The 25,914-nt window shown below is 72.8% G+C and carries 25 protein-coding genes and 1 other RNA gene; 17 read left to right on the plus strand and 9 right to left on the minus strand.

The features are described 5' to 3' along the window. Positions 1–36: 36 nt before the first annotated feature. On the plus strand, positions 37–759 hold the full coding sequence (locus ACZ6Q9_RS31570) for an FAD:protein FMN transferase (protein WP_396830885.1): 723 nt from the start codon (positions 37–39) through the stop codon (positions 757–759). A gap of 560 nt (positions 760–1,319) precedes the next feature. Here ACZ6Q9_RS31570 and ACZ6Q9_RS31575 read toward each other — a convergent pair. Then, positions 1,320–1,991, minus strand: coding sequence for a bifunctional DNA primase/polymerase (locus ACZ6Q9_RS31575; protein ID WP_350707799.1), 672 nt, complete (start codon positions 1,989–1,991; stop codon positions 1,320–1,322). A gap of 243 nt (positions 1,992–2,234) precedes the next feature. On the opposite strand from ACZ6Q9_RS31575, the gene ACZ6Q9_RS31580 reads away from it, so the two are divergent. The 5 genes from ACZ6Q9_RS31580 to ACZ6Q9_RS31600 all read left to right on the plus strand — a co-directional run bounded on the left by ACZ6Q9_RS31580 (position 2,235) and on the right by ACZ6Q9_RS31600 (position 7,025). After that, positions 2,235–3,464, plus strand: a complete 1,230-nt coding sequence (locus ACZ6Q9_RS31580) for a helix-turn-helix domain-containing protein (protein ID WP_393263093.1) — start codon at positions 2,235–2,237, stop codon at positions 3,462–3,464. A gap of 16 nt (positions 3,465–3,480) precedes the next feature. Next, complete coding sequence (locus ACZ6Q9_RS31585; protein WP_393263092.1) at positions 3,481–4,053, plus strand: flavoprotein; 573 nt, start codon at positions 3,481–3,483, stop codon at positions 4,051–4,053. 183 nt (positions 4,054–4,236) lie between these two features. Further along, entirely contained in the window at positions 4,237–5,067 is an 831-nt protein-coding gene (locus ACZ6Q9_RS31590; RefSeq protein ID WP_357694704.1) for a Nif3-like dinuclear metal center hexameric protein, read from the plus strand. Beyond that, on the plus strand, positions 5,064–5,801 hold the full coding sequence (locus tag ACZ6Q9_RS31595; protein ID WP_393263091.1) for a zinc ribbon domain-containing protein: 738 nt from the start codon (positions 5,064–5,066) through the stop codon (positions 5,799–5,801). Before ACZ6Q9_RS31590 ends, ACZ6Q9_RS31595 begins: the two co-directional genes overlap by 4 nt. A gap of 3 nt (positions 5,802–5,804) precedes the next feature. Then, on the plus strand, positions 5,805–7,025 hold the full coding sequence (locus ACZ6Q9_RS31600) for a bifunctional RNase H/acid phosphatase (protein WP_393263089.1): 1,221 nt from the start codon (positions 5,805–5,807) through the stop codon (positions 7,023–7,025). A 1-nt stretch (position 7,026) separates the two neighbouring features. Here the strand turns inward: ACZ6Q9_RS31600 and ACZ6Q9_RS31605 are convergent, their stop codons facing one another. Continuing rightward, complete coding sequence (locus ACZ6Q9_RS31605; protein ID WP_393460975.1) at positions 7,027–7,887, minus strand: alpha/beta fold hydrolase; 861 nt, start codon at positions 7,885–7,887, stop codon at positions 7,027–7,029. Positions 7,888–8,051: 164 nt separating this feature from the next. Here ACZ6Q9_RS31605 and ACZ6Q9_RS31610 point away from each other — a divergent pair, with 164 nt between their 5' ends. Then, positions 8,052–8,309, plus strand: a complete 258-nt coding sequence (locus ACZ6Q9_RS31610) for a DUF3311 domain-containing protein (RefSeq protein ID WP_393263087.1) — start codon at positions 8,052–8,054, stop codon at positions 8,307–8,309. A gap of 58 nt (positions 8,310–8,367) precedes the next feature. Next, positions 8,368–10,023 (plus strand): monocarboxylate uptake permease MctP, encoded by a 1,656-nt coding sequence (gene mctP, locus ACZ6Q9_RS31615; RefSeq protein ID WP_393263086.1) that lies wholly within the window; start codon positions 8,368–8,370, stop codon positions 10,021–10,023. A 113-nt stretch (positions 10,024–10,136) separates the two neighbouring features. On the opposite strand, the gene ACZ6Q9_RS31620 is transcribed toward mctP, so the two are convergent. Then, complete coding sequence (locus ACZ6Q9_RS31620) at positions 10,137–10,607, minus strand: MarR family winged helix-turn-helix transcriptional regulator (RefSeq protein WP_396830882.1); 471 nt, start codon at positions 10,605–10,607, stop codon at positions 10,137–10,139. 53 nt (positions 10,608–10,660) lie between these two features. Between ACZ6Q9_RS31620 and ACZ6Q9_RS31625 the strand changes: the two genes are divergently transcribed. Beyond that, entirely contained in the window at positions 10,661–11,893 is a 1,233-nt protein-coding gene (locus ACZ6Q9_RS31625) for an MFS transporter (RefSeq protein ID WP_393263082.1), read from the plus strand. A gap of 66 nt (positions 11,894–11,959) precedes the next feature. Here ACZ6Q9_RS31625 and ACZ6Q9_RS31630 read toward each other — a convergent pair whose 3' ends face one another. Continuing rightward, positions 11,960–12,721, minus strand: coding sequence for a sulfite exporter TauE/SafE family protein (locus tag ACZ6Q9_RS31630; protein WP_393460969.1), 762 nt, complete (start codon positions 12,719–12,721; stop codon positions 11,960–11,962). A 128-nt stretch (positions 12,722–12,849) separates the two neighbouring features. Here ACZ6Q9_RS31630 and rnpB point away from each other — a divergent pair. The 5 genes from rnpB (at position 12,850) to ACZ6Q9_RS31655 (ending at position 18,758) form a co-directional block, all read left to right on the plus strand. Then, positions 12,850–13,263: RNase P RNA component class A (gene rnpB / locus ACZ6Q9_RS31635), an RNA gene on the plus strand. Between the two features lie 191 nt (positions 13,264–13,454). Beyond that, the gene (locus ACZ6Q9_RS31640) at positions 13,455–13,901 is read left to right on the plus strand and encodes a hypothetical protein (RefSeq protein ID WP_393460966.1); all 447 of its coding nucleotides are present in this window, start codon (positions 13,455–13,457) and stop codon (positions 13,899–13,901) included. Positions 13,902–15,666: 1,765 nt separating this feature from the next. Further along, positions 15,667–16,092 carry a hypothetical protein gene (locus tag ACZ6Q9_RS31645; RefSeq protein WP_393460963.1) on the plus strand — a complete coding sequence of 142 codons (426 nt, stop codon included), beginning with the start codon at positions 15,667–15,669 and terminating at the stop codon, positions 16,090–16,092. Positions 16,093–16,725: 633 nt separating this feature from the next. Beyond that, positions 16,726–17,064: an immunity 51 family protein gene (locus tag ACZ6Q9_RS31650; protein ID WP_393263057.1), complete on the plus strand. Its 339-nt coding sequence runs from the start codon at positions 16,726–16,728 to the stop codon at positions 17,062–17,064. Positions 17,065–17,399: 335 nt separating this feature from the next. Beyond that, a complete protein-coding gene (locus ACZ6Q9_RS31655; RefSeq protein WP_393460960.1) occupies positions 17,400–18,758 on the plus strand; it encodes a DUF7507 domain-containing protein in 1,359 nt (452 codons plus the stop codon). Positions 18,759–18,859: 101 nt separating this feature from the next. Here the strand turns inward: ACZ6Q9_RS31655 and ACZ6Q9_RS31660 are convergent, their stop codons facing one another. From ACZ6Q9_RS31660 to ACZ6Q9_RS31680, 5 genes are all read right to left on the minus strand, one after another. After that, positions 18,860–19,687: a TrmH family RNA methyltransferase gene (locus ACZ6Q9_RS31660; protein ID WP_393263055.1), complete on the minus strand. Its 828-nt coding sequence runs from the start codon at positions 19,685–19,687 to the stop codon at positions 18,860–18,862. Between the two features lie 137 nt (positions 19,688–19,824). Next, positions 19,825–20,682 carry a nucleotidyltransferase family protein gene (locus tag ACZ6Q9_RS31665; RefSeq protein ID WP_393263053.1) on the minus strand — a complete coding sequence of 286 codons (858 nt, stop codon included), beginning with the start codon at positions 20,680–20,682 and terminating at the stop codon, positions 19,825–19,827. Next, entirely contained in the window at positions 20,675–21,172 is a 498-nt protein-coding gene (locus ACZ6Q9_RS31670; protein WP_393263052.1) for an NUDIX hydrolase, read from the minus strand. The genes ACZ6Q9_RS31665 and ACZ6Q9_RS31670 overlap by 8 nt, the downstream gene beginning before the upstream one ends. A gap of 43 nt (positions 21,173–21,215) precedes the next feature. After that, complete coding sequence (locus ACZ6Q9_RS31675) at positions 21,216–22,490, minus strand: M48 family metallopeptidase (RefSeq protein ID WP_396830878.1); 1,275 nt, start codon at positions 22,488–22,490, stop codon at positions 21,216–21,218. A 112-nt stretch (positions 22,491–22,602) separates the two neighbouring features. Then, positions 22,603–23,010, minus strand: coding sequence for a hypothetical protein (locus tag ACZ6Q9_RS31680; RefSeq protein WP_466021460.1), 408 nt, complete (start codon positions 23,008–23,010; stop codon positions 22,603–22,605). Positions 23,011–23,225: 215 nt separating this feature from the next. Here ACZ6Q9_RS31680 and ACZ6Q9_RS31685 point away from each other — a divergent pair, with 215 nt between their 5' ends. The 3 genes from ACZ6Q9_RS31685 (at position 23,226) to ACZ6Q9_RS31695 (ending at position 25,868) form a co-directional block, all read left to right on the plus strand. Further along, positions 23,226–23,429 (plus strand): hypothetical protein, encoded by a 204-nt coding sequence (locus tag ACZ6Q9_RS31685; protein WP_350707829.1) that lies wholly within the window; start codon positions 23,226–23,228, stop codon positions 23,427–23,429. A 76-nt stretch (positions 23,430–23,505) separates the two neighbouring features. After that, positions 23,506–24,366 carry a histone gene (locus ACZ6Q9_RS31690; RefSeq protein WP_396830876.1) on the plus strand — a complete coding sequence of 287 codons (861 nt, stop codon included), beginning with the start codon at positions 23,506–23,508 and terminating at the stop codon, positions 24,364–24,366. A gap of 68 nt (positions 24,367–24,434) precedes the next feature. Beyond that, positions 24,435–25,868, plus strand: a complete 1,434-nt coding sequence (locus ACZ6Q9_RS31695) for an RNB domain-containing ribonuclease (RefSeq protein WP_396830875.1) — start codon at positions 24,435–24,437, stop codon at positions 25,866–25,868. Positions 25,869–25,914 lie beyond the last annotated feature (46 nt).

A 25,914-nucleotide genomic window follows, 5' to 3' on the forward strand; every position in this document is an offset into this window, starting at 1 on the left:
GCGGCCCGGCCCGGGCTGCGCCGCGTCGAGCACGTCATGGGCAGCGCGATCAGCCTCGACCTCGCCGACGACCTGCCCGCCGCCGAGCTGGACGAACTGGCCGGGGGCGTGTTCGCCTGGCTGCGCGAGGTGGACGCGCGGTTCAGCACGTACCGGGCCGACAGCGAGGTGTGCCGCGTCGACCGGGGCGAGCTGCCGCTCGCCGAGGCCGGCGCGGACCTGCGGCTCGTGCTCGCGCGCTGCGCCGACCTGTGGGCCGGCACCGACGGCTACTTCGACGCGTACGCCACCGGCCGGCTCGACCCGTCCGGCTACGTGAAGGGCTGGGCGGCGCAGGTCGCCTCGGACCGGCTGCTCGCCGCCGGGGCGGCGAACCACTGCCTCAACGCGGGCGGCGACGTGCGGGCGCGCGGCCGATCCTCCTCCGGGCGGCCCTGGCGGATCGGTGTCCGGCACCCGTGGGACTCGATGGCCACCTGTCTGGTGCTCACCGGCACCGACCTGGCCGTGGCCACCTCCGGCGTCTACGAGCGGGGCCACCACGTGCTGGACCCGCGTCGGGGTGCGCCGGCCCGGGGGTTGCGCTCGGTCACCGTGGTCGGCCCCGACCTGGGCCTGGCCGACGCGTACGCCACCGCGGCCGTGGCGATGGGCGCCGCCGGCATCGGCTGGCTCGACACGCTCCGCGACCACCAGCACGCCGTCATCACCGACGACGCCCGCTACCTGCACTCCACCGCCCTCCCCCAAACCCCCTGACCCGCCCCCGCCCCCCTCGCTCCCGCTCCCGCGCTCCCGCCCCCCTCGCTCCCGCGATCTTGCAGTTTCGGCCCTCGTTTCATGCTGAATGGCCGGTATGCCCGGGCACAAAGCGCAAGATCGCCGAGGCGAGGCGAGGCGGGGCGAGGCTGGGCGGGGCGGGGACGCGGGTGGGGCAGGGCAGGGGCGCGGGTAGGGCGAGGGCCCGGGTGGGGTGGGGTGGGTGGAATGGGTTAGCGGAAGGGGCGGTGGGTGGTGGCCGGGCGGGAGCCGACCGGGCGCGGGCGACCTGGGCGGGAGCCGGCGGGGCGGGTGGCCGCCCAGCGGCGGCGCGGCCGGTGGTGGCGGGGCGGCGGCTCGGCCCCGCCCGGCTGACGCGCGGCGTCATCGGTGGACATGTAACCCCCCGCTCCCGGCGCGGACGCGCCGTCGCCGTGCTCAACGAGCACCAGCCCTCCGGCGTCGCGTCCGACCCCGCTGGGCGGGAACCGGTGCTCCGGCGTCGCGTCCGATCTGCTCGGCGGGAACAGGCGCTCCGTGCGGCCGTCGAGGGGAGGCGGTCACATGCCTCGGCGGGGCAGCGGCAGGTGCCCGGGGAGGAGGTCGGAGGTGAGCGTCACGCCGGTGGCCCGCAGGGCGTCGATCAGGGCGTTCTGCACCAGGTAGGAGTCCGGCAACTGCCAGCGGGCCTGCTCGGGCGCGACCGCCCAGCGGACGGTGCCCTCGGGCAGCCGGGTCGGCGGGGCCGGGATCCACGAGCCGGGACCGTGCCGGACCACGTGGAAGCAGTGGTCCAACTCGGGGCGGAGCGGATCGCCGGGGCGGACCAGGAACATCCAGCGGCCGGTCGGGGTCACCAGCACCGGCCCGCGTACGCCGACGCCGGCCGGGTGGGTCTGCACCGCGTCCAGGACGTGGCGGCCGAGGTGCGTGGGGACCTCCAGCACGTCGAACGCCCGCCCGGTGGGCAGCAGCACGCCGTGCGGCCGGGTGCGCCACCAGGTTGCCACCCGGGCCGGGTCGGCGCTCGCCGCGTGCTCCCAGTTCTCCAGCGCCGGGTGGCAGCCGACCGTGGGACAACCGGCCCGCCCGCAGACGAAGCGGCTGCGGGCGAGGCAGGCGCCGGGGGTGACGTCCCAGCCGTGCGCCGCGTAGCGCACGGCCACCCGACGCAGCCGTACGCGTTCCAAGGGCGACAGTTGCACGACGCGCGGCCCGACGTTCCCCCACATGTGCCATCTCCCTTCGCCGTACCCGGTCGGCGTCCAGGTCGCATGTCGAGCACCGTCACTGCCGTAACCCGCGATCGTTGAGCTGACGAACGGCTCATGCAACTTGCACGAAAAATACGAGAACTGGCTGTACGGCTGACGTACACGCTGTGCGACCAGCGGAAACCTGAGGCGTACCGCGCCCGCAACCGCGATGGGTCGACCCGGCCGCAGGCCGAGGCCAGACAGGGGAGGGATGGGCAGATGGACGAGTTACCCATAGGGCGGCGGGTGGCCTACTGGCGGGGGCGGCGCAAGATGTCCCAGCAGGTCTTCGCGGACCGGCTGGGCAAGTCGAAGAGCTGGGTGGACAAGGTCGAGCGCGGGGTGCGCCGGCTGGACAAGTTCTCCGTCCTCTACGAGATCGCCGACATCCTCCAGGTCGACGTGCAACTGCTGCTCGGCAAGGACCCGGAGCGGCGTACGGACGCGTTGAACTGCATCGACCAGATCGAGGTGCAGGAGATCCGGGCGGCCCTGGAGCGGTACGACTCGATGAGCGCGTACTTCGACGCCGCGCCGTACCCGCCCCCGCTGGACGACATGCGCAAGGCCGTCAACCACGCCTGGCTGACCTACCAGTACGGCCGCTACGGGATGCTCACCCGGGCGCTGCCGAAGCTGCTGCGCGACGCCCAGGCCGCCGACGCCGGCTACGGCGGCGACGAGGGCCGGGAGGCGGCCCACCTGCTCGGCCAGGTCTACCAGATCGCCTCGTCGGTGCTGCGGAAGCTGGGCGAGTGCGACCTGGCCTGGCTGGCCGCCGACCGCTCGATGGCGGTCGCCCAGCGGGCCGACGACCCGCTGCTGGCCGGCATCGCCACCACCCGGGTCTGCAACGCGCTGGTGGCGATGGGCCGGCCCCGCCCCGCCCTCGAACTCAACGTCACCATCGCCAACCGGCTCGCCCCCGGCGGCAGCAACGAGGCGTCCCCGGCCCGCCTCTCGGTCTACGGGATGCTGCTGCTCCAGGGCGCGATGGCCGCCGCCCGGATCGGCGACTCCGCCACGGTCGGCGACCTGATCAACGGCGCGCAGGAGGCGGCGACCCTGCTGGGCGGCGACCACAACCACTACTGGACCTCGTTCGGGCCGACCAACCTGGAGCTGCACCGGGCGGCCGCCGCGGTCGAGCTGGGCGACGGGGGCCGCGCGGTGGAGGTCCACCAGCAGCGGATCCAGGAGCCGGCGTTCAACGCGCTGCTGCCCGAGCGCCGGGCCCACCACCTGCTCGACATCGCCCGGGGCTTCGCCCAGGTCGGCGACGTGTCCAACGCCGGCGAGATGCTGTTGCGCGGCGACCGCCTCGCCCCGTCGGAGATCCGCTGCCGGCCGATCGCGCACGAGGTGATGTCGGACATCTTGCGTCGCACACGTGGTGCGCCGCCTTCTCCGATTGCGGAGTTGGCTGAGCACATGGGAGTAGGGGTATGAGCGCGGAGCCGGCCTGATGACCGGCCCGCACCCGAGCAGCGAGCGCCGCGAGGTGCTCTACGTCATCGCCTGCGGTTCGCCGCTGGCCCGCCACGTCGGCCGGCTCGTGGAGCTGGCCCAGCAGGACGGCTGGGACGTCTGTGTGGTCACCACGCCGGACGGCGCGAAGTTCGTCGACCGGGCCGCGCTGGCCCGGCAGACGGGGCACCCGGTCCGCACCCACTACAAGAACCCGGGTGACCTCGACGTGCTGCCGCCGGCGGACGCGATGATCGTCTGCCCGGCGACGGTCAACACGGTCAACAAGTGGGCGGCCGGGATCACCGACACGCTGGCCCTCGGGCTGCTGGTCGAGGCGCAGGGACTGGGGGTGCCGCTGGTGGCGGTGCCGTACACCAACGCGGCGATGGCGGCCCACCCGGCCTTCCGGGCCGGCATCGCCCGGCTCACGGAGTGGGGGGTGACGGTGCTCTTCGGCGACCACGTCGTCCCGCTGCACCCGCCCGGAACCGGCGAGCGCCACGTGCACGCCTTCCCGTGGGCGGCGGGCCTGGCCGCCGTCCGGGACCGCCTCTGCCCCGCCGCCTGAGGTGCAAGGAAGGGCCCCTTGCTAACGCAATGCGTTAGCAAGGGGCCCTTCCTTGCACCGGGCGCGCCGCCGGCAGAGGCGGGGACACGCCGTCGCGTCGGTGGGCGACGCCCCCGGCCACGGCCCGCGCCGGTAAGCTGGCCCGCCGTGAGCACCAACGCGGACCCGCCGACCGTCTCCGACGTGGTCGCCGAGCTGGAGCGGCGCTACCCGCCGGCGTGGGCCGAGGAGTGGGACCGGGTCGGGCTGGTGCTCGGCGAGCCGTGCGCCCCGGTGCGCCGGGTCCTCTGCGTGGTCGACGTGGTGCCCGAGACGGTCGCCGAGGCGCTCGACGCCGGCGTCGACATGATCGTCGCCCACCACCCGCTGCTGCTGCGCGGCGTCTCCTCGGTGGCCCCGACGACCTACAAGGGCCGGATCGTCCACCGGCTGATCAAGGCCGACGTGGCGCTGTACGTCGCGCACACCAACGCCGACGTGGCCGACCCGGGGGTCTCCGACGCGCTCGCCGCCCGGTTCGGGCTGACCGGGCTGCGCCCGCTGCACCGGCCCGCGCCCGGCTCGCCGGCCCACGGCGCCGGCCGGGGGATCGGCCGGATCGGCGAGCTGCCGGAGCCGATGACCCTGGCGGAGCTGACCCGGCACGCCGCCACGGTGCTGCCCGCCACGGCCTGGGGAGTTCGCGCCGCCGGGGATCCCGGGCGTATGGTTCGAACCCTCGCGGTCAGCGGCGGCGCGGGGGACAGTTTCCTCGCCGACGCGACCGCCGCCGGGGTCGACGCGTTCCTCACCGCCGACCTGCGGCACCACCCGGCGGGCGAGCACCTCGCCGCCGACGGCCCGGCCCTGCTCGACGCCGCCCACTGGGCGACCGAACGACCCTGGCTGGACGACCTGGCCGCCATCCTGCGGGAGGCGACGGGCGTCGAGACGCTGGTGTCCGACCTGGACACCGACCCGTGGACCGTACACGCCGCCCCACCCGCGGTGGACGACAAGGAGCCCCGACCGTGAAGGCTGACCCGCAGGTCCAGCGCCGCCTGCTCGACCTCCAGGCGATCGACACCGCCCTCGCCCAGCTCGCCCACCGCCGCCGCACGCTGCCCGAGCGGGCCGAGCTGGAGGGGCTGGCCCGGGAGCTGTCCGCGCTGGAGGACGAGCGGGTGCGCGCCCAGGTGGCGGTCGACGACCTGGACCGGGACATCGCCCGGCTGGAGAAGGACGTCGACCAGGTGCGGGCCCGCAAGTCCAAGAACGAGGACCGGCTGGCCGCCGGCCACGGCCCGGCCCGGGAGCTGGAGGCCCTCCAGCACGAGCTGGTCTCGCTCAACCGCCGCCAGGGCGACCTGGAGGACGCCGAGCTGGAGCTGATGGAGCAGCGGGAGACCGCCCAGGGCGTGCTGGACGGCGTCGAGAAGCGGCTCGCCGAGGCCCGGGAGAAGCGGGACGCCGCCGAGCGGCGCCGCGACGAGAGCCTGGCCGGGATCGCCAAGGAGGAGGAGTTCAAGCGCGGCGCCCGCCAGCCGCTCGCGGCCGACCTCCCGGCCGACCTGGTCCAGCTGTACGACAAGATCCGCGAGGACTCGGGGCTCGGCGCGGCGCTGCTCACCGCCGGCCGGTGCGGCGGCTGCCGGCTGGACCTCTCGGGCGCCGACCTGGCCCGGATCCGCAAGGCGGCGCCGGACGAGGTCGTCCGCTGCGAGGAGTGCCGGCGCATCATGGTCCGCACCAACGAGTCCGGCCTGTAGCCGGTGGCGCCGCGCGTGGTCGTCGTCGAGGCCGACGGCGGGTCCCGGGGCAACCCCGGCCCGGCCGGTTACGGCGCGGTGGTCCGCGACCCGGGCACCGGTGAGGTGCTGGCCGAGCGGAGCGAGTCGATCGGCGTCGCCACCAACAACGTCGCCGAGTACCGGGGGCTGATCGCCGGGCTGGAGGCGGCCGCCGAGCTGGGCGCCAGCGAGGTCGAGGCCAGGCTGGACTCGAAGCTGGTGGTCGAGCAGATGTGTGGCCGCTGGCAGATCAAGCACCCGGGGCTGCGCCCGCTCGCCGCGCAGGCCGCCGGTCTGGTGGACCGCTTCGCGGCGGTCCGGTTCAGCTGGATTCCCCGGGAGCGCAACCGGCACGCCGACGGCCTTGCCAACGCCGCCATGGACGCCGCCGCCGCGGGCCGCGCCGCCCCGGCCGAGGTCGAGCCGCCGCGCGTCGTGGAGCCCCCGCGCGAGGTCGCCGGCCCCGATTCGGCCGCCCGGGCGAGGGCCCGCGAGGTGGCCGCCCGCGCCGCCTCGGCGGCGACCGTCGGCACGGACCCGGCGACCTCGCCCGCCTCCTGGGAGCCGCGGCCGAGCTTCACCGCCACCCGGCTGATCCTGGTGCGGCACGGCGAGACCCCGTACACCGAACAGCGCCGCTACTCCGGCCGCGGCGACGTGCCGCTGTCCGAGCGGGGCCGGGCCCAGGCCCGGGCCACGGCCGCCCGGGTGGCCGCGCTGGCCCCGTCCGTCGCGGCCGTGGTCAGTTCGCCCCTGTCCCGGTGTACGCAGACCGCGGAGGCGATCGCCGGGGCGCTCGGCGGGGTGCCGGTCCGTCGCGACGACGACCTCGTCGAGTGCGACTTCGGGGCCTGGGAGGGGCGTACCTTCGCCGAGGTCCGCGAGGAGTGGCCGGGGGAGATGGACGCCTGGCTCGCCTCCACGCGGGTGGCCCCGCCCGACGGGGAGTCGTTCACCGACGTCGCCGAGCGCTGCCGCCGCGCGGTCGACGGGCTGTGCCGCGCGTACCCCGGGGAGACCGTCGTGGTGGTCTCGCACGTCTCGCCGATCAAGCTGGTGCTGCGCGACGCGCTCGCGGCCGGCGACGGCTTCCTGCACCGGCTCTTCCTGGACGCGGCCGGCATCTCGGTGCTGGACATGTGGCCCGACGGCGGCGTCGCCGTGCGCACGGTCAACGACACCGCCCACCTGTCCGCCGACTGAGTCAGCCGGCGGCGAGGAACCGTTCCACGGCCGCCGCGAACGCCTCGGGCTCGTCGACGAACGGGAAGTGGCTGGAGTGCGGCAGCATCGCCAGGTCGGCCTTCGGCAGGAGCCCGGTCAGCTCGTCGACCGCCTCCGGTGCCGGCGCGGCGTCGAGCGCGCCGGCCACGACCAGGGTCGGCACCGCCACGTCGGCCAGGGCTCCGCGCAGGGCGGCGCGGTCGACGTCGATCCCGGCGTAGAAGCCGGCGGCCGGGGCGGGTGCCCGGTCTTTCTCCTGCTCGGCGGCGTGGGCGCGGGCTCGCTCGGTCCACTCGCCGTACCAGAACGGGGCGGCGGCAAGCCGCAGCGGGCTGATCTCCGTGTCGTCGGCGCCGCGCGTCATCGCCTCGCCCCAGGCCTCCATCGCCGACGTCGCCTCGGCGTACCACGGTTCGTCGGCGCGGCGGGCGTGCGCCTCCGCCATTCCGAGCGGTGCGGTGAGCAGCAGGCGCAGGCTCGGCGTGACCAGCACCAGCCGGCGAAGGCGGTGCGGGAACCGGGTGGCGTACAGCAGCGCGACGCTCGCGCCGGCCGAGTGAGCGAGGAGATCCATCCGGTCCAGCCCCAGGTGGGCGCGGAGCGCCTCGGCGTCGTCGACGATCCGGTCACAGCGGTAGCTGGCCGGGTCAGCCGGTACTGCCGAGTCGCCGCTGCCTCGGCTGTCGAGCAGCAGCAGCTTCCGGCTGGCGGACAGGCCGCCGAGGTCGCCGAGGTGGCGCGACGCCTGGGCCGGGCCACCCGGCAGGCAGACCAGCGGCCGGCCCTCGCCGAGCCGATGGTAGGCGAGGGTCGTGCCGTCGTACGACGAGAAGGTCGGCATCAGGGCATGGTGCCAGATCCACTTGGCAATCGGTGGCCCACCATTTGGCGCAGCGGATCAACCGTTCGGCGCAGCAGCGCCCTCGGGCTGAACGTGACGGCAGTCACACGGCCGTAACCTCCGGCGGTCACCTGACGATCCACGACCACCCGGAGGTGTGTCAGATGGCCGCACCCGAACCGGCCGCCCCGGATCCGGAGGCGCGGGCGACCGCGTCGACCCGGGCGAAGGACAAGAGCCCCTGGAACTGGTTGCTCTTCATTCCGATCCTGGTGCCGTTGATCCCGACGTTCTTCAACGGCGACTCGCCCCGTGTCCTCGGCTTCCCCCGCTTCTACTGGCTCCAGCTCGCCTACATCCTGCTCGGCGTGGCCACCACGACGCTGGTGTACCAGATGACGAAGAAGCGGGGTGGCCGGTGAGCGCGAGGAGTGAGCCGGGCCTGCGAGCCCCGCAGTCGCGAACGAAGGTGGTGCGCTGATGTGGCGGGACCACCTCACCGAGATCATCGTCTTCTCGTTGCTGTTCCTGCTGGTCAGCGGGATGGGGTTCGTGGCCGCGCGGTGGCGCGCCCCGAAGGACATGGCCCACCTCGACGAGTGGGGGCTGGGCGGGCGCAACTTCGGCGGCTGGATCACCTGGTTCCTGGTCGGCGGTGACCTCTACACGGCGTACACCTTCGTGGCGGTGCCGGCGCTGATGTTCGGGGCCGGCGCGGCCGGGTTCTTCGCCGTTCCGTACACCATCGTGATCTATCCGCTGGTGTTCCTGGTGCTGTGCCGGCTCTGGTCCGTCTCGCACCGGCACGGCTTCGTCACCCCGGCGGACTTCGTCCGCAGCCGGTTCGACTCCCCGGTGCTGGCGCTGCTGGTGGCGATCACCGGCATCGTGGCCACGATGCCCTACATCGCGCTGCAACTGGTCGGTATCGAGGCGGTGCTCAAGACGATGGGGGTCACCGGCGAGAGCGCCCTGGCCCGGCACCTGCCGATCATCGTCGCGTTCGCGATCCTGGCCGCGTACACCTACCAGTCCGGGCTGCGTGCCCCCGCGCTGATCGCGTTCGTCAAGGACACGCTGATCTACATCGTGATCCTGGTGGCGGTCATCTGGCTGCCGTACAAGCTCGGCGGCTGGGGCGAGATCTTCGACGCCGCCGACGCGAAGTTCGACGCGTCGCCGAACCCGAACGACGGTGTGCTGCTGGGCGCCAACAACCAGCTCCAGTACGTCACGCTGGCGTTCGGCTCGGCGCTGGCGCTGTTCCTCTACCCGCACAGCATCACCGGCGTGCTGGCCAGCCGGAACCGGGGCGTCATCAAGCGGAACATGTCGGCGCTGCCCGCGTACAGCCTGCTGCTCGGGTTGATCGCGCTGCTCGGCTTCATGGCCATCGCGGCCGGGGTGAAGCCGCTGCCCGGGGCGAAGGAAGGGAGCGTGGACAGCAACACCGTGGTGCCGGTCCTGTTCGACCAGCAGTTCCCCGACTGGTTCGCGGGCGTCGCGTACGCGGCCATCGGGATCGGCGCGCTGGTGCCGGCGGCGATCATGTCGATCGCGGCGGCGAACCTGTTCACCCGCAACATCTACAAGGAGTACCTGAAGCGGGACGCCTCCCCGGCCCAGGAGGCGAACGTATCGAAGATCACCTCGCTGGTGGTGAAGGTCGGGGCGGTGGCCTGCATCGTCTTCCTCGACCCGCAGTTCTCCATCGACCTCCAGCTCATCGGCGGCGTGATCATCCTCCAGACGCTGCCGGCGGTGGCGCTGGGCCTCTACACCCGCTGGTTCCACCGGGGCGCGCTCGTCGCCGGCTGGGTCGCCGGCATGGGGCTGGGCATGTGGATGCTCTACCAGATCCCCAACGCGGCCACCGGGCGCAGGCACTTCGGCGGCTCGGCGTTCCCGCTGGCCGACTTCGGCTTCGACACCCCGAAGACGATCTACGTCGGGATCGTGGCCGTGCTGGTCAACCTGGCGGTGGCGGCGCTGCTGACGGTGGTGCTGCGGGCGGCGAAGGTGCGCGACGGCGGCGACGGCACCACGCCGGACGACTACTTCGCCGACGAGGGCGACCCGCGGGTCGTGCCAGGTGGGCGCCGGGACGCCGACGCCGCCCCGGAACCGGTCGCCTGAGCGGCTCGCGCAGCCCGTTCGCCCCCGGGTCGTGACCGGCCCGGGGGCGACGCGCCTCCGGGTGCAAGGCGCGCGGCGGGTGCCCAGGTGCCGACGCGGCGGGAACCGCCCGCTCAGCGGCGGGGGCGGGACTCCAGGGACTGGTTGAGCCGGTGCAGCATCTCGGCCAGGGTCCGCCGGTCGTCGGGGTGCCAGTCGGCGAGGATGGTGCCGTAGAGCCGGGCGCGGGCGGCCCGGACGGCGGCCACGCGTTGCAGGCCGATCGGGGTGGGGGAGACCACGGTGCCGCGCCCGTCGGCGGGGTCGGGCTCGCGCACGATCAGCCCGTCGCGCTGCATCGCCGAGACCTGCCGGGTGACGGTGGAGCCGTCGAGTTCGAGCCGGGCGGCGAGCGCGGAGACGTTCTGCGGGCCGGCGCGGTCCAGGTGGCGCAGGATGACGTACGCCGCGCGGTCGAGCAGCCGGTGCTCGGCGTTGCCGGTGCCCCGCCGGGTGGCCTCGCCGAGCCGCATCAGCAGCGCCACCTCGGTCTCGATCCGGCCGAGGACGTCGTCCTCGCTCTCCGTCGTCCGGTCGTCCGTCATGGCTGTATAGTACAGGAAAACTACCTGTACTATACAGCTATCTGGGAGGCGGAGTGGATCGGCGTTCCGAACCGAACCGCAGTGCCATCTACGCCACCGTGCTGGTGGCCTTCCTCGCCATCTCCGGCATCGCCGTCGTCGACCCGATCCTGCCCGCCATCGGCGAGGCCATCGGCGTCACCCACTGGCAGGTGGAGCTGCTCTTCACCGCGTACATCGCGGTGATGGCCCTCGGCATGATCCCCGCCACGCTGGCCAGCGGCCGGTTCGGCTTCAAGCCCGTCCTCGTCGCCGGGGTCTCGATCGTCGGCGTCGCCGCGATCCTCGCCTCGTTCAGCGGCGACATCGTGCAGCTCTCCGTGCTGCGCGGCTTCTGGGGGCTGGGCAACGCGATGTTCTTCGCCACGGCCATGGTGGTGCTGGTCAGCCTCGCCGTCGACCGGGAGTGGGTGGTCGGGCTCTTCGAGACCGCGCTCGGCCTCGGCTTCGCCGTCGGCCCGCTGCTCGGCGGCCTGCTCGGCGAGGTCAGCTGGCGGCTGCCGTTCTTCGTCTGCGGCGTCTTCATGGTCCTCGCGCTCGCCGTCGCCGCCCGCCGGCTGCGCGAGCCGGCCGACCGGCAGCCGCCCGTACGGGTGGGCCAGATCTTCGCCACCTACCGGCGGCCGGCGTTCGTCGCGCTCTGCGTCGTCACCGCCGCCTACAACTTCGTCTTCTTCGTCGTCCTCGGCTACACACCGCTGTTCCTGCACCTGGACGTCATCCCGCTCGGGCTCGCCTTCACCGGCTGGGGCATCGGCCTGGCCGTCGGCATCCTGCTGCTCGGCCACCGGCTCGCGCACCGGATCGGCGCCGTGCAGACCGTCGGCGTCGCGATCGCCGGCCTGCTGGTCTGCATGGTCCTCTTCGCCACCTCGGGCAGCACCGCGCAGTCGCTGGTGGTGCTCGTCGTCTCCGGCCTGTTCATGGGGCTGGCCAACGCCAACCTCACCGACCTGGCGCTCGGCCTGGGTGGCGGCGACCGGCGGCTCGCCACCGGCGCGTTCAACCTGGTCCGCTGGGGCGCCGCCGCGCCCGCGCCGATCCTCTCCGGCAAGCTCGCCGAGCACTCCCTCGCCCTGCCGTTCTGGGTCGGCTCCGCGGTGCTCGCGGCCGGCGCGCTGGTGTATCTCGGCTGCGCGCACGCGATGGCCGCCGGCCACGGCGAGCGGGTGCTCTGGTCCCGCTGGAACCGGGCCGCCGCCGACGCCGAGCGCGCGCCGGAGGAGCCGGTCGGCGAGGCGTACTGAACCGGCGTCCCTGTCCCGCGCTGGCCCGGGCCGCCCCGGGGGTCTCGTCGCTCCCGCAGCGCCGGGTCAGCGCAGGGCGCGCGAGAGCAGGTAGAGCCCGATCACCGAGCCGAAGACCACGATCAGGGTCCTGAGCACCACCGGCGGCAGCCGGCGGACGATCCGGGCGCCGGCGTACCCGCCGACCAGCGTCGCCGGGGCGACCAGCGCGACCGCCGCCCAGTTCACCGGGCCGAACAGCGCGAACACCACGAGCGTGGTCAACCCGACCGCGGCGGAGAGCAGGTTCTTGATCGCGCTGACCCGGGCCAGCGTCGCGTCCAGCACCAGGGCCAGGCCGGCGACCAGCATCACTCCGAGCGCCGCGCCGAAGTAGCCGCCGTACACCGCGCCGACCGCGACCATGGCCTGCACGCTGACCGTACGGCGGCGCGGCGACAGGTCGCGCGGATGCCCGACCAGCCGGCGCAGCGGGTCCTGGAAGGCGAGCACCGCCGTCGCCCCGAGCACCAGGAAGGGCACGACCAGCTCGAACGCCCTGGCCGGGGTGGCCAGCAGCAGCAGCGCGCCGGCGACCGTGCCGACGATCGTGGTCGGCACGAGCGTGGCCAGCGCCCGCCCGCGCGGCAGGTCCTGCCGGCTGCCCGCCACGCTCGCCACGTACCCGGGAAAGACGGCCACCGAGTTGCTCACGTTCGCCGGCACCGGCGGCAGGCCCACGGCGATCATCGCCGGGAACGTGATGAGCGAGCCCCCGCCGGCCACCGCGTTGACCGTGCCCGCGGCGAGACCGGCGGTGAGCAGCAGCGCGACGTCGGAGAGGTCCATGGTCCCCAGAGGCTATTACGTCCCCTGCCCGGCCGCCGGTCGCTGTGTCCCGGGGTGGTGGACGCCTATTCCCGGAAGGGGTGGCAATAGACGCGGGGCGCGCGTCGTTAGGATGAGTGCGCGACGGACGAGTCGACCGGGCGGTCGCGTCGGCGGGCTTCCGGCCCGCCGCCGAGGAACGTCCGGACTCCACAGGGCAGGGTGGTTGCTAACGGCAACCCGGGGTGACCCGCGGGACAGTGCCACAGAAAACAGACCGCCGACCCAATCGGGGACGGTAAGGGTGAAACGGTGGGGTAAGAGCCCACCAGCACCCCGGGTGACCGGGGTGGCTCGGTAAACCCCACCCGGAGCAAGGCCAAGAAAGGGTTGTCATCGCAGGATGACGACCCGCGCAGACGCTTGAGGGCTGCCCGCCCGATGTCTGCGGGTAGGCCGCTGGAGCCTGCCGGCGACGGTAGGCCGAGATGGATGGCCGCCGCCGGCGCGTGCCTTCGGGCGCGTGCCGGTCACAGAATCCGGCGTACAGGTCGACTCGTCCGTCGCCCCCAGGTCAGCCGCCAACACATGGTGGCTGACCTGCTGTTTCTTCGGGTGCTGCTGGTCAGCTCTGGTCGGCGTTTGACGGCCCCGACGGCCCAGACGGCCCAGTGGCGGCCAGCTCGACGCGTGGGCTACCTGTAGACGCGTTGACCACGCCAGCGTCGTTGCTGACCCGTTCTAAAGTCCGGCCATGAACCGTCGACGGCCAAGCCGAAACCTCCTGCGGGTGTTCTCGGCGTTCAGTCTGGTCTTTGCGATTGTCCTCACGGCCCTGGCCACATGGTCGATCACAGACGAGCGTCGGGGATCAGAGGCAGTCGCCGAGGTGATGGACGTCGAGCATCGCGGAGCGAGAACCTTCCTGACAGTTCAGTTCACTACAAATCGCGACGAGGTGTGCGAATCCGTTCTGCGCGTTACGGTCGATGCAAACCGGGCTGTTACTATCGGTGAGTACATTCGCGTCCACCACGCCGAGGGCGACCCATGCCTCAGGGTGCGTGAGGCTGGCGATCAATCTGGATGGTTGATCATCCTCGTCGCGGTGGTACTTCTGATCACGTTTACCATCCTGACCTACGTCGCGTGGCGTCGGCCCCGACCGTCGCTCCCACTTCGATACGCGGGCATGCCCTAACGAGACGGACGAGGTCGGTTTGAGCCGGACCCAACGTCAGACGTTGAGGCGGAACTTAGATCGGCTATCCGGTCACCAGCAGCGATGCTTCTCGACGCCTGCTCAGGCGGCGTCTCGGGCTGCCATGGTTGGTCGATACTTCACGACATTTCACGGTGTCTTGTGCCCCTGTGTGCCCCACACCCCCGCAGCCTGCAAAAGATGACGTGCCGGCGGCCCGGCCCCTTAGCCGCTGACTCGCTGAATCACGGCCACGAAGGCATAGAACACTCCCACCCAGGCAGCCACTTGTCCGGCGCGGAAGAATCCCGTCCCGGCTTGGAGGAATCTGATCCTCGCCTGCTGCTCAGCCTCGTCCGGGCTCATGGTGATGCCTCCCGCGCTGATGTTCAATCCGGTCGTTGATGTTGCCGGTTCCGCCCCACGAAGTGAACCCACCGATCGTCCTGAGGGTGCCGGGACGACCTGACGTCTTCGTCCTGAGCACTGCCCGACGATCTTCGGCCACGGCTTGGCACCGACTTCTTCCGTGTGAAGGAATGATCAGCCGTCGATGAGTTGGGGAGCAGTAGGGGTGACCTGCTGGAACGGTCCGCCCCCGTTCTATGAGCGTCCAGCGTTGGCCGCGTCGTCGTCACCCAGTTGGTCACCCGACCGGTCGGCCGGACTGAGGCGGAGGGCGTTCTGGCGCGTATGCCGTAGCGTCGATGGCATGAAGCCGGTGGTGGTGTCCCTCATAGCGTTCGCCGCGTTACTGATCGCGACGTTCGTCTTCGTTGGCTGGCGTGACCGAAAGCGTCTCTCCTCGCCCGAGGACTCGGCTTCGGCCCGCGATGCCAGGTCTACGCAAGAGCGGTACGCGGCAGAGCGTCACGCCGTCCAAGGTGAGGTATGGCGGCGCGGCCAAAACCCGCCTAGCACCTGAGCGAGCCTCGCGCGAGCAGGAAGCCCCGACCTAGCCATCCCGTCTGCTGCCGACCCGCCCTCCAAGTGCCCGGCCCGCCACGTCAAGCGGACCTTGACGCACGTACGGACGCTGCCGGCACAGCCTGGGTCGGCTCTCGTGTCACGGACTGCGCCCCCGGCGGACACCGCCACAGTGGCGCAGTTGACCCAACCTCGCCCGGCACGGACCCGGCTCCCAGGGCCGGAGCTGGCCACCGGCGGCCGCCCCTCCCCTCCCAGGTGAGCGGTTGACCTGACCCTGAGCGGCTGTGGAGCTGGCTCCTGGACGACCGGCATGCCTACGCGCGGCCACCGCCCCCATGCTTGGGGCTTGCCGCGCGGACCCGGCAGGCCCTTCCCAGCGCCGCGCTGCTCAGGCGCGGCGCAGGCCGGCTGCCGGCGAGGAACCTCCACCACTCTCCCCGCTATCCCGTCTGCAGTGGCCCCGGGCTTCCCGCTCTCCGCGCCAGCCACCGGCATCAGGCGTGACGGCCGCAGAGCGACAGCGGCAGCGGCCGGCGCGCGCCCAGGCGGCGGCGACCCACCCACCCCGGCAACCCAGCCACTTCGCGTCGAACGACGGTCAGTAGCCGCGGTGCCCTCGTCATCGCCGGCCAGAGGATCCACGTCGGCCTCGGCCACGCCGGTCGAACCGTCACCATCGAAGACGCCGACACCACCTTCCGCGTCCACGACGGCGACCAACTCCTGACGGAAGTGCCTCGCACGACCACCAAGCCCATCGCCCGGTTCAAGGTCCGAAGACCAGAACCGCCACGACGGACCGGCCTCCGATCAACACCATGAGAGCCTGGCCAGCATGCCGCTTCCCGACGCTGACCTGACTGCAGTCACAGCCGCTGCTTCCTCGCAGGATTGGTCCGTCCGTGCACAGGCCGGCCGCCAGTTGGCCCGATGGGCACACCGCAACGACTCCGGCGAGGTCTTGCTACGCCTGATCCTCGATCCGCACGACACCGCCGTCACCGACGCCACCAGCCAAGCACTGCTGCAACGCAACGACGCACACGGCCTGCGCCTCATCGCTCGCGCTCTCGCCACCGCCTACAACAGCGAATACGCCGATCACCTGCACGACGCAGTCACACAGCACCTACAACCCGACGGCCCGACCACCGAGTTCTTTGGCCTCTGCAACGAACTCATCGAAGACCCAGAACCAGCCACACGACTCGGAGCCAGCCACCTACGGCACATGGCCACGCCATGGATCCCGACGACTTAGCCCCTCGCGGGCTACCCTACGAACACAAAGATCGTCTAGCCGGATGTGTAACGGATCATCTGAGCACATTTCCGTAATACATCAACTGGAGCCCGACGCTCGCCGGCGGCCGGCTGTGATCCGCCAGTTGATGTGCGATACAACTCCGTCAGGTGATGTGCGACAGGGCCCGGCGATCGAGGAAGGGCAGGTTAGTCGCCGACCAACGTCCTGTCACAGCCGAGAAGCGGAGCGTGGACTGGGCGCGAGGGTCTTATGGCGAGTTCGACTCCGGAGCGCTACGAGCGCCATATGTCATTGTCGCGCGGTTGAGGGGAGGTTTTGCTGCGCCCGTTACGGCTATCCGTTACGGTGAAGCGATCACGAGTGGGCCCCGACGTCCCAGCGCCCACACGGTGAGCGCGAAGCAACAGAGCAACGCTCCCGTGATCGTGACCGCTGTCCAGCCGCCCGCGGACCAGAGCGTGGTCGCGGCCGCGGAGCCGATAGCAGCGCCGATGAAGTTGCCGGTGGCTAGCGCCGTGTTGAGCCGGCTGCGGGCCTCGTGGGAGAGGGCGAACAGCCGGAATCGCGTCCGTGGCAGCGACTGCCAGATCCTTGTCGCCGCCTACCGATGGGTGCCAGGCTCTTCCGATGACCTTGCTTAGCCTGATCGAGACGACCCCTGGGCAGTATTCGCTGTTGCTGGATGCGGGGACCACGCCAGTTGACGACCTGGTCCAGGATCTTGGTCACGAGCCCAACGGGTACTTCTGGGAAGGTGTCGCGCAAGTTCTCGTCAGCACCGAGGCTCAGACTCTCGAAGGCCGGTTCGCCTATGACCCCGAGGGTGGCATGTTCTGCGCTTACGGCACCGATCGAGGCGCGCTGGAAGAGTTGGGAGCTCGGATGAACGTGGTCGCAACCGACGGCGAACGCATGCGGCGGCTGATCACGGACGCCGAGGCGAGCGGGTTTGAGTTCGACGACTGACAGCCAGGGTGGCTGGCGGCCTGTTTCGCGCCAGACGCCCTGGCGGCGCCCTGAGCGGGTGTCAGGCGAACGAAACGCGCCTGCTCAGAGCAAGTTTCACCTTCATGATCCGGCGTACAGGTCGACTCGTCCGTCGCCCACCAGACCGGTCGCGGTCACCGGGTGGTTGCCGGGCCGCGCAGCAGGATTTCCCGTCGGCGGTTCGCCGATGGCCCCGCGCCGACAAAAATGCCCGATATATCCATCTTGTGGGGGATTCTAGCTTTTCGGGCGCGACGTACCCTGGTACCCCTCGTTGCCCCCGGTGTCAACCATCCACACCACGGGGGAATTACATGAGCAAGACCTCTACGCCGCGCAGACGGGGCGGCATCTACGCACGGCTGGCGGCGTTCGCGCTGTTGGCCGGTGCCCTGTTACTCGCGGGCGGCTCGCCGGCCACCGCCGCGTCGACGATCAACATCGAGCCGGGGAACGTGCCGACGATGGCGTCGCAGGTCACCCAGAACTGCGACCCCAACCTCGGCGGCGGGCCCTTCGCGAACGAGGACGTGTGGGTCTTCAACCTGCCGGGCAACCCGAACACCACCGGCACCTTCCAGACGGTCACCGCGACGTTCAGCACGCCGACCGGCAACGTCACGAGGACGATCCCCACCGACCCGAACAGCGCCATCGTCAACAACATGGGCACCAGCAAGGCGTGGATCCGGACCCCGGCCGGCTGGACGCTCATCAGCGCCACCGCGGTGATCTCCGGAACCGCGGACTTCTTCGTGCTCAGCAACACCTGCGCGGCGTCGAACCCGCGGGTGAACCCGAAGCTGCACCTGACCAAGACCGGATCCCCGGCCAAGGACGTCAGGGCCGGTGACGTGATCACCTACACCTACACGGTGACGAACCAGAGCACCGGCACGACCAACCCGATCACCGACATCACCATCGACGACGACACGGTCACCGGCATCACCTGCGAGGACACGTCGCTCGCGCCGGGGGAGAGCACCACCTGCACCGGCACGTACACCGTCAAGAAGAGTGACGTGAAGAACGGCAAGATCGTCAACACCGCCCAGGCGCTCGGGAGGTTCGGCGAGCAGACGGTGCCGTCCAACGAGGCCACGTTCACCGTGACCACCAAGCCCGCGCCGCCGAAGCAGGTCAGCCTGTCGATCGACAAGAAGGCTCGGGTCGAGTCGGACTGCAGCAAGAAGTGTGAGAAGGACGGCTACGCCGCCAAGGGCGACAAGATCTTCTACACCTACCGGGTGGCCAACACCGGCACCGTCACCATCACCAACGTCGGTGTCAACGACCCGACCGCCGGCCAGGTGGTCTGCAACAGCACCACGCTGGCGCCGGGCACGAGCACCGACTGCCACGCCGTCAAGCCGCACGTGGTCACCAAGGCCGACGTCAAGCGCGGGAAGGTGGTCAACACGGCCCGGGCGACCGGCACCTTCGACGGCAAGGCCGTGGTCTCCGACCCGGTCACCGTCACCGTCTGCATCCGGGGCGGCAAGTACGACCACCGGCACCATGACAAGCACGACGGCAAGCACGACAAGGAGCTGCCGGTCACCGGCGACGACTCCGCCGTGGCCCTCTCCCTGGGCGGCGGCCTGCTGGCCGCCGGCGGCCTCCTGATCGGGGCCAGCCGGATCCGCCGTAAGGCGGGCCTCCAGCTCTGATCGGTACGGCAGGCACTCCGGGCACCGGCATCCGGTGCCCGGAGTTTCTGTCCGCACCACGGCCGGGCCGGACGACGACCCTCGGGCCCGCACGGCGTGACCTACCCCTGCTTGGCTCTCTGCCGTGCGGCCTCGTACAGCACGACCGTTCCGGCTGCCGCCGCGTTCAGCGAACTGGCGGCACCGACGATGGGGATGCGGACCATCCGGTCACTCGCCTCCTGCCAGCCGGAGCTGAGTCCGTGTGTCTCGTTGCCAACGAGAAGGAGTGTGGGGCGCGTCAGGTCATGCGCCGCGACATCCACCTCGCCATGCTCGTCCGTGCCGATGATCTGAACCTGTGGAAGGCCGGACGCACGCATTGCGGCCACCCAGTCGAGAACTTCCCGATGGCTGGCGACTCGCACGACTGGGAGGGCGAACAGGGATCCCGTGCTGGCCCGGACTGCCTTCGGATCGTAAGGGTCAGCTGCATGGCCGGTAATGATCACACCCGAGGCCCCGAAGGCGTCTGCGGAACGGATCAGAGTGCCGATGTTGCCCGGGGTCTTCGGGCGATCGAAGACCACGACAAGCATCTTCGGCCCGACCGGAATACGACCCAGGCTGTCCTCGGGCTGCGCCACCACAGCCAGCAACTCGGGCGCCTCCTCCTCCTTGCCGCCTAGTTCATGCATCAGCTCCGGTGCAAGAGCTACGCGAGTAGTCGAGACCTGATCGAGGAGGTCCCGACACCACCGGGACAGGACCTGCCGGTCGGGGTAGAGGAGAGCCCGAATCTCCCATCCCTGTTCCAGGGCCAGGGTGATCGGTCGGACCCCTTGCACCAGGAACTCCCGCAAACGCTGGCGCTTGTTGCGATTGGTCAGCAGCGCCTGCCACTGCTGGAAACTTGCGTTCCGAGTGGTGATCTTCAAGGTCTTCGCCACGGAGCCGATTCAACACCATCCGCCTGCCCACGGATCATTGCCGAGGGGGCGCGAGACGCAACCGGAGATCTCCCGTACTCGGCACTGGGCGGACGGCGCCGAGGCGGAGGCAGAGCTGTGGATACCGGTGGAGCCGGTCAGCCGCTGATCTCGGCCAGGACGCGGCGCTGGAAGGCCCGTGCCTCCGGCCCGCTCGGCGGCGGCCCGCCCGCCCGCGCGGCGATCGACCGCGCGACCAGGTCGGCGGGCCCGCCGTCGCGGGCCGCCGGATCGGCGGCCGGGCCGACGGCGGGGCCGTTCGGCCAGCCTCCGGCGGTCGGGTCCGCCGGCCAGCCGTCGGCGATCAGCCGGCGGCCGGCGTCGGCCTTCGACAGCCAGACGCCGTGGCGGACCTTCACCAGGGACCGGCAGGCGCCGAGCACCGCGTCCTCGGCCCCCGGGGCGGGACCGTCGCCCGGCGGGGTCGGCAGGGCCAGCCACCAGCGCAGCGCGTCGGTCAGCAGGCGGCGCAGGTCGGCGGGGGAGAGGTCGGCGAAGGTCTCGGCGGCCGGCGGCCCGAGCAGGGCGTGCCCGCACTGGTGCAGGATGCTGCGATCCAGGCCGTACCAGAACAGGCCGTCCCCGGCGGGCCGGTCGGCGGCGGCCCAGGTGGCCCGGAACGCCATCCGCGCGCCGGTGTTCAGCTCGACCTCGAACCCGGGCTCCGGCGTGCCGGAGGCGGCGACCGCGCGGCGGTAGACGACCAGTTCCAGCCCGCGCGCGGGGCACGGCAGGGCCTCGTGCCGCAGCCGCGCCACCAGCTCGTGCCTGCGCGCCAGGTCGAGGGCGTCCGCGCAGACCAGCGCCACGTCGACGTCGCTGCGCCCCGGCTGGTACGCGCCCAGCCCCACCGAGCCGGCCGCGTACGCCCCGACGAGGTCGTCGCCGAGGACGTCGCGGGCGGCGGCGACCAGGTCGGCGAGGTAGCGGCGCAGGGCCGGGTCGAGGTCACTCATCGGACTCGGTCCACACCGTGCCGGCAGGCAGGAACCAGGCGGCCTGCTCGGCGCCGAGGGCGTGCGCGAGGACCAGCCGGGCGTGCCGGTCCAGCTCGGGCAGCCGGTCCGGGGAGAACCACTCCACCGACACCGACTCGTCGTCGTTGACCCGGGCGTCCCCGCCCAGCAGCCGGCACTGGAAGCCGAGGTTCAGGTATTCGCAGCGGTCGCCGTGGGGATAGGTGTGCGGGTGATTGAGGACGCTGCTCAGCCGGACCGGCTCCACGTGCAGGCCGGTCTCCTCCCACACCTCGCGGACCACGGCCGTGGCCGGCTGCTCGCCCGGCTCGAGGACGCCGCTGATCACCGACCAGCGCCCGTCGTCGGCGCGCTTGCCGAGCAGCAGCTCGCCGTCGTCGTTGCGGATTACCGCGCTCACGCTCGGCAGCAGGAGCAGGCTGTGGCCGACGCGTTCGCGGATCCGCAGGATGTAGTCCGATGCACCCATCCGGCGACCCTAACCCGCCCTCCGGTCGGCGGCCCGCCCCGCGTCACCCCGCCCAGCTGATCTCCCGGGCGACCCGGGCGTACTCCTTCGCCAGCTCGGCGTCGATGCGCGCCATCCGCTCCTCGGTGAGCACCACCGCCGCCTCGTGCGCCGGCCGGCTCTCCAGCATCCGCCGCCGCAGCCCGGCGGGCGGGTGCGAGGAGAAGAGCGACACCTCGTCGCGGACGGAGAGCTGGCGCAGCAGCGGCAGCCGGTCCTCGGCCGCCGCGCGGGCCTCGGCCGCCGCCGTCCGCCACCGGTCCGCGCCGTGCCCGGCTCGCGACTCCCGGCGTACGGCGCGCGCCGTCGACTCCATCGCGAGCATCACGTCCAGCAGGCCGACCGCGCCCGCCGTCCCGGCGGCCCGGGCGGACATCTCGTCGGCCAGGTACTCGGCGCGCTGGCTGTCCCGCAGCGCGATACTGACCAGGACCAGGTGCGCGCCGAACAACAGTCGGGACAGCACCCAGCCGAACGCCTTGCCCAGCGCCTCGCCGACCATCTCCACCAGACCGCCGGGGGGCACGGTGTCCACCGGGCGGACCAGGTCCGCCGCCGAGCCGAGCATGGTGAAGGCGGGCTGGCTGAGCAGCATCCGGCGGGGGTCGCCGTTGACGAAGTGACCCAGCTCGTGGCCGAGCAGCGCCACCCGCTCCTGCGGGCCGAGCACGCCGAAGTACGGCAGCCCCAGGCAGAGCACCCGCCGCCTGCGCACCCCGACCAGACCCGCGTACGCGTTCAGGTCGCCGTCCACCCCGACGACGTCCGGGACGGGCGCGCCCACCGCCGCCGCCACCTCGTCGACGAGGGCGTGCAGCTCCGGTGCCCGCTCCCTGGTGAGCACCTCCAGGTCCGGGTCGAGCCGGCCGAACCGGGGCCGCAGCGCGACGGCCAGACCGAGCAGCGCCACGCCGAGCAGGACGGACAGGCTCGGGAAGGGGAACGCCACGAGCAGCCAGACCCCGGTGACCGCGAGCGCGACCACCGCGCCGATCAGCACCAGCGACGCCCCCGCGGTCAGCAGCGCGGCGCCACCCCGCCCGTTCGCGCCGAGCGGGCGCCCGACCAGGCGGGCGTACTGGCCGCGGGTCATCCGGAATGCGAGCCGGTAGGTCCACCGGTCCACCCACGCCCAGCCGAACTCGCGGTCACGCCGCCGGCCGTCGTACGCGTCGAGGTTCCACTCGCAGCCGGCGCACCAGGGGACGGCCTCGGCCAGCGACACCGTGGCGGCGCCGCATCCGGGGCACGTCCGTGTGTCGGACGTCGTGTCGATCACGACGCCCGATCCTGCCGACGGTCACCGTCCACCGGAACCGGCTGTTCAGCCGATGCCCGCCCCGGGTGCCGCCGGGCGGCGGCGTCGACCGCACCTGCGGCGTGCGGGCGGGTCAGTCCGGGCAGGACAGCCGTTCGAGGGCGGCCGGGCCGGCCTCGGCGTGCACGACCTGCGCGAAGCAGGCCGACGCGTCGGCCCGCTGCCAGCCGAAGACGGACGCCGCCGTCTTGGTGACCCGGACCCGGAACACCAGCCGGACCGCCGGCCCGTCGCCGCGTACCGTCAGCACCTCGACCCCGGCCACCGAGCCGGCCGCCTGCCGCAGCGTCGACTCCCCTGCCCGGGGGTCGGCGAGCAGCCGCGTGCGGGCGAGCTGCGCGGTCGCGGTCACCTCCCGCTCCGCCCGCTGTTCCAGCCGCTGCTGCGACCGGTCCCGCAGCAGCGGCAGCCCGACGACCACCCCGACCGTCGCCAGCACGGCCGCCAGCGCCGCGACGGCCAGCCCGCGCCGCAGCCACACCGATGTTCCTCCCCCGCGTCGCACCGGGGGATTGTGCGACACCGGCGCGCCCCGCGGCTGCCCCGTCGGGGCCCCGCCGGGCGGCCCCGGAGGGCCCGGAAGCGGCGTTTTCGCAGTTCCCGCCCCTGCGGCCGGAACCACGTCTACTGTGGAGAACATCGGCGACTTGTGGTGTTCCGGTGGCGGCCGGGTGGTTCGCGGTGCACAGTGATCCCATGAGCGACAGCGGAAGCGGTGCGCACTACTACTGGTGCACCCGACACCACCGGGTCGAGACCGATGCCGACGTGTGCCCCGCCAAGCACGTTCTCGGGCCGTACGCCTCAGCCGCCGACGCGGAGAACGCCCTGCAGTTGGTGCGGGAGCGCAACGAAGCGTGGGACGCCGAGGACGCCCGCTGGGCCGGGGAGGACAGATAGGCGGCGCGGGACGGCCCGCGTCGAGGTACCCCGTGCTCCGCGAGGGCGAGAGCACGTCCCCAAGGAGGGAACCGAGATGGCCGAAGCACAGCAGGCCACCACCCGCCCGGCCGCCAGACGTACGCCCGCCAGGAAGACCGCCGCGGCGGAGCGTTCCGCGGGCGCGACCCGGACCGCGCGGCCGACCGCCTCGACCACCGCGGCGAAGAAGGCGCCGGCCAGCAAGGCCGCCGGTGGCGCCGGGCGGGCCCCCGCGAAGAAGGCCACCGCAGCGAAGAGGACGACGGCCACCGCGGCGAAGAAGGCCCCCGCGAAGAAGGCCCCCGCGAAGAAGGCCCCCGCGAAGAAGGCGGCGACCAAGGCCGCCACCACGGCGAAGAAGACCACGGCGGCCGCGAAGAAGACCACGGCTGTCGCGGCGAAGAAGGCGCCCACCGCGGCGAAGCGGACGACGACGGCGGCGGCGAAGCGGACGACGGCCGCGGCGAAGAAGGCCCCCGCGAAGAAGGCGGCGACGAAGGCCACCACCGCGGCGAAGAAGACCACCGCGCCGGCGAAGAAGGCTCCCGCCAGGACGGGCACCGCCGCCCGCAAGGTCACCTCGGCGGCGAAGAAGACCACGACGGCGGCGAAGAAGACCACGACGGCGGCGAAGGCCCCGGCGAGGAAGACCACCGCCGCGAAGACGACGCCGGTCCGCAAGACGGCCGCGACCCGACCCACCGGCGGCGCCCGCAAGGCGGCGGCGAAGAAGGCCCCGGCGAGGAAGGCGACCGCGACGTTGTCGGCCACCACCCGCAAGGTGGCCGCGAAGAAGGCCCCGGCGAAGACCACCGCCGCCAAGGCGCCGGCCAAGAAGGTCACCGCGCGCAAGGCGCCCGCCCGGGCCACCGCGCCCCGCGCCGGGCGGGCGGGCGCGCGCAAGGCGACCGGCTGATCCCGGCGTCGCGGCTCCCGGCGCGCGCCGGGAAGCGGATCATCCACCACACTGTCAGGATTGACCCCGTGGTGATCCGACGCGTACTCGCGCCCCGCATCGACTTCGGCGCGCTGCGCCGCGAGCTGGGACTGCCCGAGGGTTTCCCGGCCGCGGCGCAGCGCGAGGCCGACGACGCGGCGGCGGCGCCGCCCCGGCCGGCCGTCGACCGCACCGACATCCCGTTCGTCACCGTCGACCCCGCCGGCTCGCGCGACCTCGACCAGGCGATGCACCTCGCCCGCCGCGCCGGCGGCGGCTACCGGGTGACGTACGCGATCGCCGACGTGGCCGCGCACGTGCGCCCCGGCGGGGCGCTGGAGGAGGAGACCTGGCGGCGCGGGCAGACCGTCTACCTGCCCGACGGGACCGTGCCGCTGCACCCCGAGACCATCAGCGAGGGCGCGGCGAGCCTCCTGCCGGCCGTCGAGCGCGCCGCCGTGGTGTGGACCGTCGACCTCGACTCCGACGGCGGCACCGTCGGGGTCACGCTGGAGCGGGCGCTGGTCCGCAGCCGGGCCCAGCTGGACTACGTCGGCGTCCAGGCGGCCGCCGACGCCGGCCGGCTGCCCGACCCGATCGCCCTGCTGCCCGAGATCGGGGCCCTGCTCACCGCCCGCGGCCTGCGCCGGGGCGCGATCAACCTGCCCCTGCCCGAGCAGGACGTGGAGGCCGACGGCGACGGCTGGCGGCTGGTGCTGCGCGGGCCGGTGCCGATGGAGGAGCACAACGCCCAGATCTCCCTGCTCACCGGGATGGCCGCCGCCGACATCATGCTGGCCGGGCGGATCGGCCTGCTGCGCACGATGCCGGCGCCGAAGCCCGAGGCGGTGGCGCGGCTGCGGGCCGCCGCCGCCCCGCTGGGCGTGCACTGGCCCGACGGGGCCGGCCCCGGCGAGGTGATCGCCGGGCTGGACCCGTCGCAGTCCCGGGCGGCGGCCTTCGTCGACCAGGCGGCCGAGCTGATGCGCGGCGCCGCGTACACCGCCTTCGACGGCGTGCCGCCGGAGCAGCGGGAGCACGGCGGGGTCGCGGCAGCGTACGCCCATGTCACCGCGCCGTTGCGGCGCCTGGCCGACCGGTACGCCACGGAGGTCTGCCTGGCCCTGCACGAGGGCCGGCCGGTGCCCGACTGGGCCCGCACGGCGCTACCCCGGCTGCCCGAGGTGATGGCCGCCACCGACCGGACGGCCTCGGCGGCCACCCGCGGGGCGATCGAGCTGGCCGAGGCGGTGCTGCTCCAGCACCGGGTGGGGGAGACCTTCGACGCGGCGGTGCTGGACGTCGACGCGGCCCCGGACGGCCGGGCCCGCCCGGGTCGCCGGCCGGGCGGCACGGTGGCGCTGGACGACCCGCCGGTGCGGGCCCGCTGCCTGGGCGAGCTGCCGCTTGGGGAGCGGGTCCGGGTCCGGCTGGTCACCGCCGACCCGGTCGCCCGCTCGGTCGCCTTCGAGCGGGCCTGACGCCGCCTGCCCACCGACCATGCCTCCGCCTGTCCGTTCGCGCGCC

The sequence above is a fragment of the Micromonospora sp. NPDC049139 genome, assembly GCF_055586845.1.

Coding starts and splice junctions, on each gene's coding strand:
- ACZ6Q9_RS31630 (WP_393460969.1), bottom strand. CDS start 12,721: ATGGACCTCTCCGACGTCGCGCTGCTGCTCACCGCCGGTCTCGCCGCG.
- ACZ6Q9_RS31610 (WP_393263087.1), top strand. CDS start 8,052: ATGGCCGCACCCGAACCGGCCGCCCCGGATCCGGAGGCGCGGGCGACC.
- ACZ6Q9_RS31645 (WP_393460963.1), top strand. CDS start 15,667: ATGCCGCTTCCCGACGCTGACCTGACTGCAGTCACAGCCGCTGCTTCC.
- ACZ6Q9_RS31655 (WP_393460960.1), top strand. CDS start 17,400: ATGAGCAAGACCTCTACGCCGCGCAGACGGGGCGGCATCTACGCACGG.
- ACZ6Q9_RS31640 (WP_393460966.1), top strand. CDS start 13,455: ATGAACCGTCGACGGCCAAGCCGAAACCTCCTGCGGGTGTTCTCGGCG.
- ACZ6Q9_RS31605 (WP_393460975.1), bottom strand. CDS start 7,887: ATGCCGACCTTCTCGTCGTACGACGGCACGACCCTCGCCTACCATCGG.
- ACZ6Q9_RS31570 (WP_396830885.1), top strand. CDS start 37: ATGGGCAGCGCGATCAGCCTCGACCTCGCCGACGACCTGCCCGCCGCC.
- ACZ6Q9_RS31620 (WP_396830882.1), bottom strand. CDS start 10,607: ATGACGGACGACCGGACGACGGAGAGCGAGGACGACGTCCTCGGCCGG.
- ACZ6Q9_RS31580 (WP_393263093.1), top strand. CDS start 2,235: ATGGACGAGTTACCCATAGGGCGGCGGGTGGCCTACTGGCGGGGGCGG.
- ACZ6Q9_RS31575 (WP_350707799.1), bottom strand. CDS start 1,991: ATGTGGGGGAACGTCGGGCCGCGCGTCGTGCAACTGTCGCCCTTGGAA.
- ACZ6Q9_RS31585 (WP_393263092.1), top strand. CDS start 3,481: ATGACCGGCCCGCACCCGAGCAGCGAGCGCCGCGAGGTGCTCTACGTC.
- mctP (WP_393263086.1), top strand. CDS start 8,368: ATGTGGCGGGACCACCTCACCGAGATCATCGTCTTCTCGTTGCTGTTC.
- ACZ6Q9_RS31685 (WP_350707829.1), top strand. CDS start 23,226: ATGAGCGACAGCGGAAGCGGTGCGCACTACTACTGGTGCACCCGACAC.
- ACZ6Q9_RS31670 (WP_393263052.1), bottom strand. CDS start 21,172: ATGGGTGCATCGGACTACATCCTGCGGATCCGCGAACGCGTCGGCCAC.
- ACZ6Q9_RS31665 (WP_393263053.1), bottom strand. CDS start 20,682: ATGAGTGACCTCGACCCGGCCCTGCGCCGCTACCTCGCCGACCTGGTC.
- ACZ6Q9_RS31690 (WP_396830876.1), top strand. CDS start 23,506: ATGGCCGAAGCACAGCAGGCCACCACCCGCCCGGCCGCCAGACGTACG.
- ACZ6Q9_RS31650 (WP_393263057.1), top strand. CDS start 16,726: ATGACCTTGCTTAGCCTGATCGAGACGACCCCTGGGCAGTATTCGCTG.